The sequence below is a fragment of the Paenibacillus sp. WG02 genome, assembly GCF_055396115.1.
The window spans coordinates 1,513,125-1,528,387 of sequence record NZ_AP036016.1; the positions used below are offsets into that span (position 1 = coordinate 1,513,125).

10 protein-coding genes and 1 pseudogene are annotated in these 15,263 nt (G+C 45.4%); 10 read left to right on the forward strand and 1 reads right to left on the reverse strand.

The genetic code is table 11. From position 1 onward, the window contains the following. Positions 1–84: 84 nt before the first annotated feature. Entirely contained in the window at positions 85–1,134 is a 1,050-nt protein-coding gene (locus ACBP55_RS07250; RefSeq protein ID WP_464650695.1) for a LacI family DNA-binding transcriptional regulator, read from the reverse strand. Between the two features lie 324 nt (positions 1,135–1,458). Here ACBP55_RS07250 and ACBP55_RS07255 point away from each other — a divergent pair, with 324 nt between their 5' ends. The 10 genes and pseudogenes from ACBP55_RS07255 to ACBP55_RS07300 all read left to right on the forward strand — a co-directional run bounded on the left by ACBP55_RS07255 (position 1,459) and on the right by ACBP55_RS07300 (position 15,221). Then, positions 1,459–2,892, forward strand: a complete 1,434-nt coding sequence (locus tag ACBP55_RS07255) for an L-fucose/L-arabinose isomerase family protein (RefSeq protein ID WP_464650696.1) — start codon at positions 1,459–1,461, stop codon at positions 2,890–2,892. A 55-nt stretch (positions 2,893–2,947) separates the two neighbouring features. Next, positions 2,948–3,793 carry a transketolase gene (locus ACBP55_RS07260; protein WP_464650697.1) on the forward strand — a complete coding sequence of 282 codons (846 nt, stop codon included), beginning with the start codon at positions 2,948–2,950 and terminating at the stop codon, positions 3,791–3,793. A gap of 2 nt (positions 3,794–3,795) precedes the next feature. Then, the gene (locus tag ACBP55_RS07265; RefSeq protein ID WP_464650698.1) at positions 3,796–4,731 is read left to right on the forward strand and encodes a transketolase family protein; all 936 of its coding nucleotides are present in this window, start codon (positions 3,796–3,798) and stop codon (positions 4,729–4,731) included. Between the two features lie 11 nt (positions 4,732–4,742). Beyond that, a pseudogene (gene glpK, locus ACBP55_RS07270) lies at positions 4,743–6,250 on the forward strand (glycerol kinase GlpK). Positions 6,251–6,253: 3 nt separating this feature from the next. Then, entirely contained in the window at positions 6,254–7,993 is a 1,740-nt protein-coding gene (locus ACBP55_RS07275) for a DUF5605 domain-containing protein (protein WP_464650699.1), read from the forward strand. Positions 7,994–8,237: 244 nt separating this feature from the next. Continuing rightward, a complete protein-coding gene (locus ACBP55_RS07280; RefSeq protein ID WP_464650700.1) occupies positions 8,238–9,983 on the forward strand; it encodes a sensor histidine kinase in 1,746 nt (581 codons plus the stop codon). 10 nt (positions 9,984–9,993) lie between these two features. After that, positions 9,994–11,595, forward strand: a complete 1,602-nt coding sequence (locus ACBP55_RS07285) for a response regulator transcription factor (RefSeq protein ID WP_464653254.1) — start codon at positions 9,994–9,996, stop codon at positions 11,593–11,595. A 143-nt stretch (positions 11,596–11,738) separates the two neighbouring features. Further along, entirely contained in the window at positions 11,739–12,716 is a 978-nt protein-coding gene (locus tag ACBP55_RS07290; RefSeq protein ID WP_051253366.1) for an ABC transporter permease, read from the forward strand. A gap of 16 nt (positions 12,717–12,732) precedes the next feature. Beyond that, positions 12,733–13,617, forward strand: a complete 885-nt coding sequence (locus ACBP55_RS07295; protein WP_464653255.1) for a carbohydrate ABC transporter permease — start codon at positions 12,733–12,735, stop codon at positions 13,615–13,617. Positions 13,618–13,700: 83 nt separating this feature from the next. Next, the gene (locus ACBP55_RS07300) at positions 13,701–15,221 is read left to right on the forward strand and encodes an ABC transporter substrate-binding protein (RefSeq protein ID WP_464650701.1); all 1,521 of its coding nucleotides are present in this window, start codon (positions 13,701–13,703) and stop codon (positions 15,219–15,221) included. Positions 15,222–15,263: the final 42 nt, after the last annotated feature.

The window sequence follows — 15,263 nt, forward strand, 5'->3', positions numbered from 1 at the left end:
AAGGGGCTGAGACTCTTATTTGATGCCGAACACTCGGCATATGGGTCATTCCACAGAAATAAGACGCTATAGCTCCATTTTGGCCTAGTCTCTCGATGCATGATTCGCTCGCGAGGACAGTCTCTCAATGAAATGCGTATCGACTTTGATCTTCGTGCCTGCACTTTGCTCTAACTCAATCGATTCAATAAGCAGATCCACAGCGAGATAAGCCATTCGCTGCTTTTCTACATGGACGGTCGTTAATTCTGGCGAAACTATAACGGCTTCGGAGATATTGTCAAAACCGATAACGGATACGTCATCTGGTATTCGGTATCCGAACTCCTGAAGCGTCTTCATAGCGCTGATGGCGATATAATCGCATTCGCAAAATAAAGCGGTCGGCAAACAATGCCCTTCCTTCAGGAACGCGAGCAATTGAGCTTTGAGCGAATCTTGGGAGGATAGGATGGTAGGCGCTACAGAAAATCTGTGGGTAATCAGAATCTCTCTGCCATGTTCTTGAATGGCTGAGGTAAAGCCACGCTTTCTTTCCTCGAAATTATGAATTCTCACATTCGATTCAATATATCCAATATCGGAATGCCCTATCTCACAGAGATGAGTACCGGCCTGATAAGCGCCCATAAAATTGTTAATCTCTACAAAATGAATCGGCAGGGTATCAAAGCAGGTATCTAAAACAACGAGTGGCGATTGAAGTTTATTGGCAATATCCGCGATTTGCTCCCTATTTAAGTTCGTACCTAGAAGGACGACGCCATTGCTTTTCTTTTCCTCTGCAACCATCCGAATATCCCTCTCCAAAAACTCCATATCGATGGAGGAAAACAGTAAGGAATAGCCTTTCGTACGGCATCGTTCCTCAATGAATTGGATAAGTTCCCTGAAGAAGGGTTGTTGATAAAACTGCTCTAGTACGATGCCAGAGTTTGATATGACTAAAAAGGTAAGCGATTTAGCTGTATGGTCAATAGATGGGGATTTTGCTCTAGGGAGGTATCCGCTTTCCTGTGCGATTTGCAGGATGCGTTCACGTGTTTCTGGACTGATTCCAGGCTTTCCACTGAAAGCAAAGGATACGGCAGATTTTGAAACGCCTGCTAATTTCGCAATATCTTCCATCTTCATTATCGGATTCCTCTTTTCATGTTAACTAATTCGTTAAGTAAGTTTAGTTTACACCGATTAATAAACATATACAAGATGAATCTAATTTGTTTAGTTAAGTTTAGTTGTTAATTGACTAAATTTTATTTTAAATAGCTAAAATAAGACGTTGACACCCGAAATTTAGGGTGATAGGATGATTTTATAAATAGAGTTAAGTAAAAAGTTTATAACTTAAATTACTAAATTTAATGCTTTTGTTTAGTTCACCCATTAAAGTCATCCTTAATTTGTTTAGTTGTTTATTCATCCATTTATCATTGATTTTTAGAGGAGAGACATGACATGAAGAAATTTAAACTGGGTTACGCCCCTACTCGTCGTTTTGTATTTAGCGCTGAAGATGCTTTCAAGTATAAGGTTCAAATCCGGGAGAAAATCGAGAACTTCGGTTTGGACATCGACATTGTGGACTTGGAGGGACTGAATTCTGAGGGGCTGCTTTACGACGACCATATCAATGCGGATGCGATTATTGAACGCTTCAAAGAGGAGAAGGTGGATGCTGTCTTTTTTCCTCATTGCAACTTTGGTACCGAGGATACTGTAGCCCGGGTAGGTAAAGCGCTTGGAAAGCCAGTGTTGTTATGGGGACCTCGCGACGAATCGCCTCTGGAGGACGGTATGCGTTTGAGGGATACCCAATGTGGGCTATTCGCCACAGGCAAGGTGCTGCGACGTTTTAATGTGCCTTTTACTTATGTGACTAACAGTCGGGTGAATGATCCGGTATTTGAACGTGGATTTATCAATTTCATTGCCGCTGCGAACGTGGTTCGTCAAATGCGCAACCTGCGTATTTTGCAAATTGGGCCTCGGCCAGCTTCTTTCTTGACGATGATGTGCAATGAAGGGGAACTGCTGGAGCGGTTCGGCATCGAAATTCATCCCATTACGCTGATCGATATACAGCGGGCATCGAAACAGATTGAAAAGGGAAGCAACGCGGAGCTGAGTGAAGCGATTGCCTACATCAAAGAAAAGCTTGATTACAGCGAGGTTACCGAGGATGACGTGAAACGTATCGCAGCCCTGAAGGTAGCTATGAAACAATACGCAACCAAAACCGGAAGTACAGCGATCGCCATCCAGTGCTGGTCTTCCCTTCAAGATGCGATGGGAATTATGCCTTGTCTGGCCAATGCGATTCTAACGGATGAGCAGATCCCAGTAACCTGCGAAACCGATATTCACGGAGCGATTACCTCCATCATGGTGCAGGCTGCTTCGATGAATCAAGCTCCAACGTTCTTCGCCGATTTGACGGTACGTCATCCTGAGAATCCGAACGGAGAGCTGCTCTTTCACTGCGGTAATTTCCCTGTCTCTCTGTCGGTTGAGGATAAGCCGAAGCTGCGCAAACACTTTTTGTTTGATGACCATGCGCCTGGTACACACGAAGGGGAAATCAAAGGCGGCGGAATAACGCTGGCCCGATTTGACGGCGACCATGGGGAATATCAATTATTTTTGGGGCGTGCCAAAGGTATCCAAGGTCCTTATACACGCGGTTCTTATGTTTGGGTGGAAGTAAATGACTGGCCACTATGGGAAGAGAAATTGGTAAAAGGACCTTACGTTCACCACGCCGTCGGAATTCATGCTAACGTGATTCCTGCACTTTATGAAGCGTGCCAATATATACCAGGCCTTTCCCCGGATCCGGTGGATCCGACTATACAAGAAATTCAGGCGTGGCTGCGCGGCTCTGATCTGTAACCGCGTATGCTTACGAAGTCAGTTTTGCTAAAGCAAAACTCTTAGGAGGGATTATATGAACCAAATAGAACTGAAAGCAAAAGCCATCCAGATCCGAATGGATCTGCTGAGGATGATACACGGAGCCAAGACAGGACATACCGGCGGCTCCTTGAGCAATACGGATATTTTGACGGCCTTATACTATAAAATTATGAAAATCGATCAACAGAATCCGAAATGGGCCGAGCGGGACCGCTTTATCGCCAGCAAGGGCCACTCCGTCGAATCACTGTGGTGCATCCTCGCCGACCTAGGTTTTTTTCCGAAAGAAGAGCTGGGGACATTCAGCCAATTCGGTACACGTTTGATCGGCCATCCTAACAATAAGGTACCTGGGATTGAAATGAACACCGGTGCTCTTGGGCATGGGCTTGCTATTTCGGTAGGCATGGCGCTTGCGGCTAAACGAGATGGTAAAAGCTATCGGGTATTCTGTCTCATGGGTGATGGTGAGCAGGCAGAAGGCTCTGTCTGGGAAGCTGCTATGGCTGGACCCCATTTCAATCTGGACAATCTCGTAGGTATCATTGACCGAAATCGCCTGCAAATCAGCGGCAGCACGGAAGAAGTCATGGGGCTTGAGCCACTTGAAGAGAAATGGGCGGCATTCGGTTGGAACGTTGTTTCCATTGACGGAAACGATATGGAATCTCTGGTTGAGGCTTTCGGTGCGGTACCAACTGTACCTGGAAAACCTACCTTGGTCATGGCCAATACGGTGAAAGGCAAAGGTGTTTCCTTTGCTGAGAATAATCCTGCGTGGCACCATCATGTGCCGAACGATACACAGCTTTCGCAAGCCCTGGCAGAACTCTCTGCGGCACTTGAGCTATTGAAACCAGAAGGGCAGGTGCGCTAAACATGAATACGATCCCTAACCGTCAGGTTATTTGCGAGACACTAATGAATCTGGCTGAAACCGATCAAGATATTATGGTTCTCACCAGCGATTCCCGAGGTTCGGCGGCTATGGCGCCTTTTGCCAAGGCGTTCCCAAATCAATTCGTTGAAGTCGGCATCGCCGAGCAAAATATTGTTGGCATATCGGCAGGTTTAGCTCATAGCGGAAAGAAGCCTTTTGTCACTTCGCCGGCTTGTTTCCTAAGTATGCGCTCCATTGAGCAGATCAAAGTGGATGTGGCCTATTCTGGAACCAACGTGAAGCTTGTAGGCATAAGCGGCGGAGTCAGCTATGGCGCCCTCGGTATGTCACACCATTCTGTTCAGGATATAGCTGTAGCGCGAGCAATTCCGGGACTTGCGGTAGTATTGCCCGCTGATCGTCATGAAACGAAGAGAATGACAGAGGCTTTAGTTAAGCACCAAGGCGGCGTTTATGTTCGTATTGGTAGAAATGCGGTAGAGGATGTCTACGAGTCCGATGACTATGATTTCATCATTGGCAAAGCGGTGACGTTGCGAGAAGGAACGGATCTGACGATCATTGCTGCTGGGGAAACCGTTCGGGTAGCCCTCGATACGGAGAAAGCTCTCCAAGAGGTTGGCGTATCCTGCCGCGTGATCAATATGCACACAATTAAACCGTTAGACGACGAAGCGATCATTCGGGCCGCAGGGGAAACAGGTCATATCATTACGGTAGAGGAGCACAGTATCTTCGGCGGGCTCGGCGCCGCAGTCGCAGAGGTAGTCGTCCAGCATCAACTTGTTCCGATGCGTATTATCGGTATTCCGGATGAGCCGGCCATCGCGGGCAAAAGCTCGGAAGTATTCAAGCATTACGGGATCCACTCAAATAATCTCAAGCGTGTAGCTCTTGAAATGCTTGGTAAGTAGGTGGGCAGCTCATGATTGAAACCTATATCCTAGCCATAGACCAAAGCACTTCGGGTACGAAGGCCTTGATCGTAGATCGTTCCGGAAGTATCATCGCCCGTAGTACGGCCGAACATAAGCAGTATTATCCGCAGCCTGGCTGGGTGGAGCACGATCCAGTTGAGATTTATAACAATGTGAAAAGAACAGCTCATCATGCCATGGAATTGGCCGGTATTGAAGCCGGTCAGTTAGCTGGGCTGACCATCACCAATCAGCGAGAGACGGCCGTGGTTTGGGATCGAACATCCGGTTTGCCTGTCTATCCCGCAATCGTATGGCAATGTCAGCGGACAGCGGATCGATGCGCGGAGTATAAAGCGGCCAACATGGAAGATATCGTTCGCGCCAAGACAGGCCTGCTCCTCGACCCTTACTTCTCTGCCACCAAGTGGGGATGGATATTGGAGTATGCAGAAGGCGCAAGGGAGAAACTCGAACAAGGAAAGCTTCTGGCCGGGACGGTAGACAGTTGGCTCCTATGGAAGCTCACGGGAGGCAGTGTTCATGCCACTGATTTTACGAATGCTAGCCGAACGTCATTATTCAATATTCATACGCTGGAGTGGGACCAAGAATTATGTGAAAGGTTTCAAATTCCGTCCGCCTTATTGCCGGAGGTTAGATCATCCGATGAGATTTTCGGTTATACGCAGGATCCAGCGTTATTCTCAGCAAAGATTCCTATCTCTGGCATCATAGGTGACTCTCAAGCCGCTTTATTTGGGAATCAATGTTTTGATACAGGTATGGCCAAAGCAACATACGGAACCGGCACCTCTGTACTCATGAACATTGGCGAGAAGCATGATCAGCTTGGAAATGGCTTGGTGACGACAATTGCATGGGGAATGAGCGGCAAGATCACCTATGCGCTTGAAGCTATCATTCGAACCTCCGGCGATACGATCAAATGGGTTCGCGACCAATTGGGTCTCTTTAGCAGTTTTGCGGAGATGGAGGAATTGCTTGCTCAAGCTCCGAATAACGAAGGTGTATACGTCGTTCCAGCCTTCGTTGGATTAGGTGCTCCTTACTGGGATCCCTATGCCAGGGCGGCAATTATGGGGATGAGCCGGGAAGTGGAAGGTCGCACATCATCCGTGCAGCGCTAGAGAGCATTGCCTATCAAGTAAATGATGCGGTAAAGTTGATGCAAATTGAATCCGGTATCCGGTTGAAGGAACTGCGCGCAGATGGAGGCGCTTCCGATAATACCACGCTTATGCAGTTTCAAGCAGATGTGCTGGAACGCAGCGTCATCAAATCGGAGGTTGCCGAGCTCTCTGCGATGGGTTCTGTTTATTTGGGAGGGCTAGGTGTCGGTTTTTGGTTATCTCTTGATGAGCTTAAAAATCGCGGCCAAGCTTATTCCGTCTATGAATCAAAGATGCAGGAAAACATACGTGAACAACATATCACCGGATGGAATCGTGCGGTAGCTTCGGTACTATTAACAAATAAAAAGGCGGAGGCTTAGACAATGACATTTAATGAAGAGTCGAAGATAGGTCACATTTGGGCGAATCCAGCAGGTCGAGCCGTGTTGTTGAAATATTTACCTCATCTTAAGGATTCCCCATTTCTTTCGTTCATTAAGAAAAATACGTTGCCATCGTACAATGCGTTCAATCCAGCTTGGACACTAGCACCAGAATTGCTGGAGACTATACTCACAGAGTTGTCCCTAATCGAAGTTGAAGCAGAAACGGATGAAGACATCTCTCCAGACGTCAACTATGAGAACGACGCTGTAGCTTTGGGGTCAGCGACAACCAAAGCGCCCGATCAAATCGGAAAATGGGGCGTCTACGAGCTAACGCTTCAAGGGCCGGAACACGGCAATCCGTTCGTGGATGTAAGCTTGGAGGCTGAATTCAGCTTTGAAGGCCGAGTTGTCCGGGCCCAAGGTTTTTATGACGGTCAAGGTATTTATCGGATCCGTTTTATGCCGGATGTGGAAGGAACGTGGACATACAGAACCAATAGTAACGCGCGTTCCCTTTGTGGACTGACAGGGCAATTTATATGCACAGCCCCTATTGAGGGGAACCATGGACCGGTACGGGTCAAGCATACCTTCCATTTCGCATATGAGGATGGGACGCCATATATTCCGGTCGGGACCACTAGCTACGTCTGGACCCATCAAGGCGATGAGTTGGAAGAGGAGACGTTAGCAACGCTTAGATCCGCCCCATTTAATAAGATGCGTATGTGTGTCTTCCCGAAATCCTACCAGTTCAACGCGAATGAGCCTGTTTATTACCCTTTTGAGGGTTCCGCCCCTGAAAGTTGGGATTATACGCGATTCAATCCGGCCTTCTTTCAGCACTTGGAAAATAGAATCGCTGACCTTGGGAAGCTTGGCATCGAAGCAGACTTGATTTTATTCCATGGCTATGACCGTTGGGGCTTCTCCGAAATGTCCAAGTCCGCAGATGACCGTTACCTGCGTTATCTGACTGCCCGCTTATCGGCCTATCGTCATGTCTGGTGGTCGCTAGCCAACGAGTATGATTTGATGTGGAAGAAAGAAACGGAGGATTGGGAACGCTTCGCGAAGATCGTCACGGAGAATGATCCGAATCATCATTTAATCTCCATTCACAACTGCTTCGGATTCTACGATTACAGTCGGCCTTGGATCACTCACTGCAGCATCCAGCGGGTCGATGTTTATCGAACTGCGGAGAATACCAACGATTGGCGGGAGCAATGGCAGAAGCCGATTGTCATTGACGAATGCGCGTATGAAGGGAACATTGATCAGGGCTGGGGGAACATATCCGGACAGGAAATGGTACGGCGCTTCTGGGAAGGCGCCGTAAGAGGCGGTTATGTCGGCCATGGTGAAACCTATTTGCATGACGAGGACATCCTTTGGTGGTCCAAAGGGGGGAAACTGTACGGAAGCAGCCCTGAACGGATCGGTTTCCTACGCAAAATCATGGAAGATGGACCTGCAGAAGGTCTAAATCCGTTAAAATCCGAGTGGGATGTTCCGTCAGCGGGCGTTCCCGATGAATATTACTTGTACTACTATGGCTTTAACCAACCCAGTTTCAGGAAGTACAGCATGAAGCCAGGAATCCGTTATAAAGTGGATGTCATCGACACTTGGAATATGACCATTAATGAGCAGTCTGGGACTTATGAGGGAGACTTCCGGATTGAGCTGCCTGGGACACCCTATATAGCCGTTAGATTTAGGAAGATATAGCGTTTAGGCGACAACATTAATGACATGCAAGCTGGCAGCAGTTTGGCATGTCATTTTTTCTCAGTAGATATGAAAGTATAAGTTTTATACTTTTGCTTCGCATCTACCTTGACAAACGCGCTCGTCCCAAAAGGACGACGGAGCCGTTTATCCTTGATGAAAGAGGTTACATCGCAGGGTGATTTTGTTCCTGTCTTCGTTGTACAATAGGGAGACCTTACACCTTATAGAGGAGAGCGTCTTCATGCGAAAACTGAAATTATGGCTGAACTCCTTGCGTTTCAAGCTTTTCTCTGGATTATTATTCACGATTGTCCCTCTTATCATCGTTCTGCTTATAATCAACCATTACTCGGCTCAAGTCGTTCGCAACCAAGTGGCCCAGTCCAATAAAAACATGCTGAGCTTATACATGGGGCAGATCGACCGCAATTTGCAGGAAGTGGACAACTTTTTGATCAACTTATCCCAAACGAACTTGGATTTACTTGATTTGGATACGGACAGGATTGCGAACGAAAATAATTATATGAAAGCCAAGCTTCGTCTGTTTCAAACGATCAACAACAGTGTCAGCTATTACAAGGGAATCGATTCGTTCTTTATATATTCCAGCCTAAACGAAGATTTGCTCATGACGCAAGGTTTCGGAAGCAGCTTTGATGAACGTAACCAGGTGGCAAATGAAATTGTAAGGATGCTGCAGGATAGCTCAGTGACTCCAAATGTTTATCGATGGTATACCTGGCAATCGGAAGGAAATCATTATGTCTATCATGTGATAAAAACCGGTGATGTCTATGTTGGGGCATGGGTAGATGCAAAGAAGCTGATGATCCCTCTTCAACTCATTGACCTGGGATCTAATGGTGCAGCGCTTTTAACCTCGGAACGACTAGAACCGATGAGTCACGGAGAATTAATTGCACAGAAAGGCATTCATTTAGCACTAACCAATCAGGCTTACACACTCTCGGGAACGAATGCGGATTATTTAGTTATGGGGGAACCGTCGAAGAAAGGAAACTTTTATTTATTCGCCTTAATTCCCGAGGAAACGGCTTTGGAGAAACTACCTTATCTACAACGTATTTCTTCCATCATATCGATTGGAGCCATCGTATTTCTGCTGATATTTGTCTTTTACATGAGAAAAGTGTTCTTGCTGCCAATCAATCGAATCATCCTGGCGATGAGAAAATTAGGTGATGGACGTTGGAATTCGCAAATCGAGCATTATCCGACCTCTACCGAGTTTAGTATGATGAATGAAACCTATAACCGGATGATCACTGAGATTCAACATTTGAAAATTAACGTCTATGAAGAAAAATTAATGCATCAGCAAGCGGAACTTAAGCATCTACAGCTTCAGATCAACCCTCACTTCTTTTTGAATTCACTGAACATCGTCTACAACTTGGCAACGGTAAAGGATTTCAAATTAATCCAGGAGATGACGAAGTGTCTTGTTGCTTACTTCCGGTTTATGTTCCGTAGTAATTCCTATTTGGTAACACTCAAGGATGAACTGCTTCATACCCAGAACTATTTGCGTATTCAAGAGCTTCGATTTCCGGGTATTTTATCGTATCAGATCGAGGTGCCAGAAGCTGTTCTTTCGCTGCAGATTCCTCCGCTTGTCATACAGACGATGGTAGAGAATGCCATCAAACATGCGGTTAATATGGATGAACAGATTCGGATCGATATCCGGGTGAATACGGAGGAAGACGAAGAAAACCAATGGGTGGTTATTCATATTGAGGATACAGGAGCAGGCTTTCCGGAACCTATTCTGGAATTATTGCAAAGCAATATGGATTTGACTAGTGAGGAGGGGGAGCACATCGGGATCTGGAATGTCAAACGTAGACTACACTTGTTGTATGCCGATAAAGCCGCTATTGATTTCTATAATGAAGTCGGCAAAGGCGCGTGCGTGCGAATCCGCATACCGGCAAATGTTCCACCAACAGGAGGTGAGTAAATTGGTTCATGTGTTAATCGTCGACGACGAAGTGCACGCAGTGAGAGGATTACAGGCTGGCGTAGATTGGGATAAGCTCCGTACTTCTACGGTGCATACGGCCCATAGTATGAAGCAGGCACAGGAGATCTATGCTACATCTCCGATCGATTTGATGATCTGCGATATAGAAATGCCTCAGGGCTCCGGCATGGAGTTATTGAGCTGGGTCAGAGAGCATTATCCCCGAACAGAGACGATATTTCTAACGTGTCATTCCGATTTCTCGTATGCGAAACGTGCGATCCAATTGGACAGCTTCGAGTACTTGCTGAAGCCTGTAGATTATGAGGAGCTTGAGGATGTGATCCTGAAGGTTTTGGTCAAAATAAAAAAAGATCAGGAGCTTCTTTCTTTCGAAGAAACCTATAAGCATTATTACCAGTTGTGGGAGTCCCATCAGCCACTGATGAAAGAACGCTTTTGGCAGGATCTAATCCAACAATCGATTCCCTCCACCAAGGATAAAATAACGGAGCATCTTCAAAAGTATAATCTATTGTCTTTGGATTCCATGCGGTTTGTACTGATTATGATTCGCGTTAGGCGTTGGCATAAGAATCTGAATCAGCGGGATGAACGAATTATGGAATATGCGTTGAAGAATGCCGCGGAAGAGAAGATTACGCGAAACAATCAGCATACAGCGATCATTTCTCCGGATAATGGATGTCTGCTGATCATGATTCCTTACGAGCGTCAACATCAAATGAACGATCTTCGAGAGGTATGCGAGGAATACGTGCAATCCTGCAATCAATACTTTTACTGTGATCTATGCTGTTACATCAGCGAACCCGCCTCGCTTCATGAAGTCGTACCTATGGTGAGTAGAATGGACGATTTGGATCGGGACAATGTCTCTAGAGTTAATGAAACCATTGTGCTTTGGGATGTGAGAAAAGGGGAGAGCAGAGTAGAGCTTCCATCTTTGAATGACTGGGCAGAGTGGATGAAGCAGGGGTCAAAGGAAAAGCTGCAAACCGAAGTTAAGTTATTGTTTAAATCGTTAAGGGAGACCAGAGAAGGAATTGGGGCTCCGCTCTTGCACAGCTTCTATCAGGATTTTCTCCAAATGCTTTTCTTTGTTCTTCAGATGAAAGGATTACATGCGAATAAAGTGTTTGCAGCTAATCTATTTACTGAAAAGCCGGAATTAGTACTGAGATCTATAACCGCTTTGGAAGAATGGGTGCAATACGTCATCGAGGTGGCTATGAATCAGATCCATTCGACGGAAGGGGGCATGTCTGTTGTTGAAAAGGTGAAGCAATACGTTGCGGCTCATATTTCCGTATCGGAATTATCCAGGGATGTTATCGCGGCGCACGTATTTTTAAATCCAGATTATTTGACACGGGTGTTCAAAAAAGAAACGGGCTTGTCCATTTCCGACTATTTGCAGCAGCAACGGATCCAATATGCCAAGGATTTGCTTGCAGGCTCGGATAAATCCATTATCGATGTAGCGCTATTAGCGGGCTATTCGAATGTTTCTTACTTCTCGACGCTTTTCAAGAAAGCTGTAAGTATGAATCCCAATGAATATAGAAAGCAGTTTGAGAAAAGATAGAAAGACTCTGCGCTTACACATAGGCGTGGAGTCTTTTTTTCGAAAAATGTCGGAAAACCTAAAGTATAAAGTCGTATTCGTGGTGAGCAGCCTAGTTTAACTTCTTCTATACTAAAGCTATCAAGAGAAGGAGTTGACACCGGATGAACACCAAAGCAGAAGTTTTATACGAAAACGCTAAGGTCGTAAGGAAGACGGGTACGCTGCAGAAGACGTTGAAAACGTTTAAACGCTACCGTGCGCTATTTCTAATGGTCTTGCCTGGCATGATTTATTTGATTATTAATAATTATCTCCCTATGTTTGGGATTGTGATCGCCTTTAAAAATATCAACTACCGCAAGGGGATATTCGGAAGTGATTGGGCTGGTCTCAAAAATTTCGAATATTTGTTTAAAACTGCTGACGCCTGGGTCATTACCCGAAATACGATACTGTACAATGGGCTTTTCATTATCATCAATTTGGCTCTGGCCGTGGCTGTAGCTATTTTACTGAATGAAGTGAAAAATCGGTTTATGTCCCGTTTTTACCAGAGTATCATTCTATTGCCGTATCTGATCTCCATGGTTATCGTCGGATATTTGGCGCTTGCCATGTTGAATGGAGAGAACGGATTCCTCAATCATCATATTTTACCGCTATTCGGAATCGAACCTATCTCCTGGTATTCAGAACCTAAGTATTGGCCATACATTTTAACACTGGTAAATATTTGGAAAAACGTAGGTTACTTATGTATCATCTTCTTGGCAGCAATTGTTGGGATCGATAACGAATATTATGAGGCAGCGACGCTAGACGGCGCGAACAAATGGCAGCAAATCCGCACGATAACGCTACCGCTTCTATCACCGGCGATTATTATCATGGCTTTGTTAAGCATTGGGCGCATTTTCTACTCTGATTTCGGTTTGTTCTATCAAGTACCTCTAAATTCAGGCCCCTTACAGCCAACAACGGATGTTATCGATACCTACGTTTACCGAGGGCTAATGACGCTTGGAGACATCGGAATGTCTTCGGCGGCAGGATTTTACCAGTCAGTCGTGGGATTCGTATTAGTGCTAGTATCCAACTTTATCATTCGCCGCAAAAGCCCGGAACAAGCTTTATTCTAAAAGAAAGGAGCGTGCTATCATGAAATCGAATCACATGAATCAATACGCGGTTAACCTGATCTTTATTCTCATGGCCTGTGCCAGCATTTTCCCGTTTGTCCTGCTTGTTATGGCCTCCTTTACCGATCAGAAAGCAATTATCAACGATGGTTATTCACTCTTGCCAAGTGTGTTTAGTCTAGAAGCGTACAAGTATATGATGAAGAGCTCAGCTTCGTTGTTTCGGGCTTATGGCATCACGGTTTTCATTACGATCTTCGGGACGGCTGTGGGCTTGGCTATCTCGACGATGCTCGCCTATCCTTTGTCACGCAGTGATATGCCGCTTCGCAAAGTGATGTCGTTTCTCGTATTTTTCACCTTGCTCTTTAACGGCGGACTTGTATCGACCTATCTGATTTACACCGAATTTTTCCATATTAAAAATACGATTTGGGCGCTTATCATCCCAGGATTGCTGACGAACGGCTTTTACATTTTACTAATCCGAACGTTTTTCAGCACTTCGATTCCGGCAGCGATTATTGAATCGGCGTATATTGACGGCGCTTCCGAATTCAAGATTTTTTACCGTATCGTGCTCCCGCTATCGCTACCGATTCTGGCTACCATCGGACTGATGCTGGGTATATCCTATTGGAACGATTGGTTTAACGGATTGATCTTTGTAACCGACAGCAAGCTCTTCAGTATTCAAAATATGCTGAATCGGATGCTGAGCGATATTCAGTTCCTTCAGAAGAGCAGCATGACCAATGCTGCACAGGCTTCTACGAACATACCGACAGATTCGGTTCGCATGGCAATAGCTGTTATCGGAATCGTTCCGATCTTCTGCGCCTATCCATTCTTCCAGAAATTTTTTGTCAAAGGTCTTACGCTTGGTGCTGTAAAAGGTTAACGACCGAAGCTACTCTTGAATCCCTTCGGATTCGATTAGTATAGATCAACCATTATTCATATACATTAGGGGGATTATGAACCATGGAAAAGAAATGGAAAAGAGCTAGTGGATTATTAAGTGTTGTTCTTGCAACGTCGACCTTGCTTTCAGCTTGCGGCAGCAGCACTAGCGATGATGGGAATAAAGCAGCGACAGATAGCGCTAAGCCTGCGAATTCCAAGCCATATGAAATCACAATGGCGTATATACAGCTAAATGATATGCCGGACACGAATCTCGTGGCTGAGGCAATCAGCAAAATTACTAAAGAAAAAATCAATGCAACCGTTAAACTGGTGCCTATCAGTATTTCCGCTTGGACACAACAAATGAATCTGATGCTGGCAGGAAGCGAGAAGCTTGATCTAATGGTCTCTTCCTCTATCATTGGCAACTTTGGCAGCCAAGTCGCTAAAGGTCAATTAGAGCCATTAGACGATTTGCTTAAGAAACATGGAAAAGGTCTTGTAGACACGGTGGGAATGGATTTGATTAATGGATCCAAGATCGACGGAAAAGTATACGGGGTTCCAAGCTTGAGGGATATTGGCTCCGACAATGGCATCATTATGAGAAAAGATTTGGTGGACAAGTATAAGATTGATTTGAGCAAAATCAAAACTTGGGCGGATCTGGACCCAGTGTTCCAAACGATCAAAGAGAACGAGCCAGGACTAGCGCCATTGGTTCAGCAAACGAACAATAATATGCCGGGAACCAATATGTACAACTCTATCGTGGATACATTAGGGGACAACCTGGGTGTACTTGCTGATCCGGGGAACAGCACCAAAATCGTGAATCTGTTCGAAACGAAGGAATTTACAGATGCTGTTGCATTAGCTCGTAAGTGGTATCAAGCAGGTTATATTTTGAAGGATATCGCTACTTCGCAAGAAACAGGAGTTAACTTGGTCAAAGCGGGCAAGGCGTTCTCTTATACATCGAATATGAAGCCTGGCTTTGAACAGCAGGAAAAGAATTTGTCTGGAAAAGACATGGTTGCTGTTCGTTTGACGAAACCGTTGCAAACTTCCGTTTCAATCACTGGTTTCATGATGTCGATCACTAAAAATAGTCAAGACCCTGAGAGAGCTATGCAATTCTTGAACATGATGTACACCGATAAGGACATTGCCAACTTGGTCTCCCTTGGTATTGAAGGAAAACACTATGTGAAGAAAGCGGATAACATCATTATGCTACCAGATGGCGTCAAGCAAAGCGGTTACCAATTCAACCAATGGGAAGTCGGCAATAACTTCCTGACTTACGTTTGGGAAGGTACAGATCCGAAAATTTGGGATTTGACGAAAGCACACAACGATAAAGCGATTAAGTCGAAAGCAGTCGGCTTCACATTTAACGTAGATCCGGTTAAAACAGAACTTGCTGCAGCGACTAACGTGATCAATCAATATAAGGTAGGTCTGGAAAGCGGTACGTTAGATCCGGCATTGACTGCCGAATTCAATGCGAAGCTCAAAACAGCCGGTCTTGACAAAATCATTGCTGAGAAACAAAAGCAAATTGATGCTTGGGCTAAAACCGCTGGTAAATAAGGATGAACTTGAACCGTACTCTACAACAGGTGGGGTACGGTT

Coding starts and splice junctions, on each gene's coding strand:
- ACBP55_RS07265 (WP_464650698.1), top strand. CDS start 3,796: ATGAATACGATCCCTAACCGTCAGGTTATTTGCGAGACACTAATGAAT.
- ACBP55_RS07275 (WP_464650699.1), top strand. CDS start 6,254: ATGACATTTAATGAAGAGTCGAAGATAGGTCACATTTGGGCGAATCCA.
- ACBP55_RS07255 (WP_464650696.1), top strand. CDS start 1,459: ATGAAGAAATTTAAACTGGGTTACGCCCCTACTCGTCGTTTTGTATTT.
- ACBP55_RS07260 (WP_464650697.1), top strand. CDS start 2,948: ATGAACCAAATAGAACTGAAAGCAAAAGCCATCCAGATCCGAATGGAT.
- ACBP55_RS07300 (WP_464650701.1), top strand. CDS start 13,701: ATGGAAAAGAAATGGAAAAGAGCTAGTGGATTATTAAGTGTTGTTCTT.
- ACBP55_RS07290 (WP_051253366.1), top strand. CDS start 11,739: ATGAACACCAAAGCAGAAGTTTTATACGAAAACGCTAAGGTCGTAAGG.
- ACBP55_RS07250 (WP_464650695.1), bottom strand. CDS start 1,134: ATGAAGATGGAAGATATTGCGAAATTAGCAGGCGTTTCAAAATCTGCC.
- ACBP55_RS07280 (WP_464650700.1), top strand. CDS start 8,238: ATGCGAAAACTGAAATTATGGCTGAACTCCTTGCGTTTCAAGCTTTTC.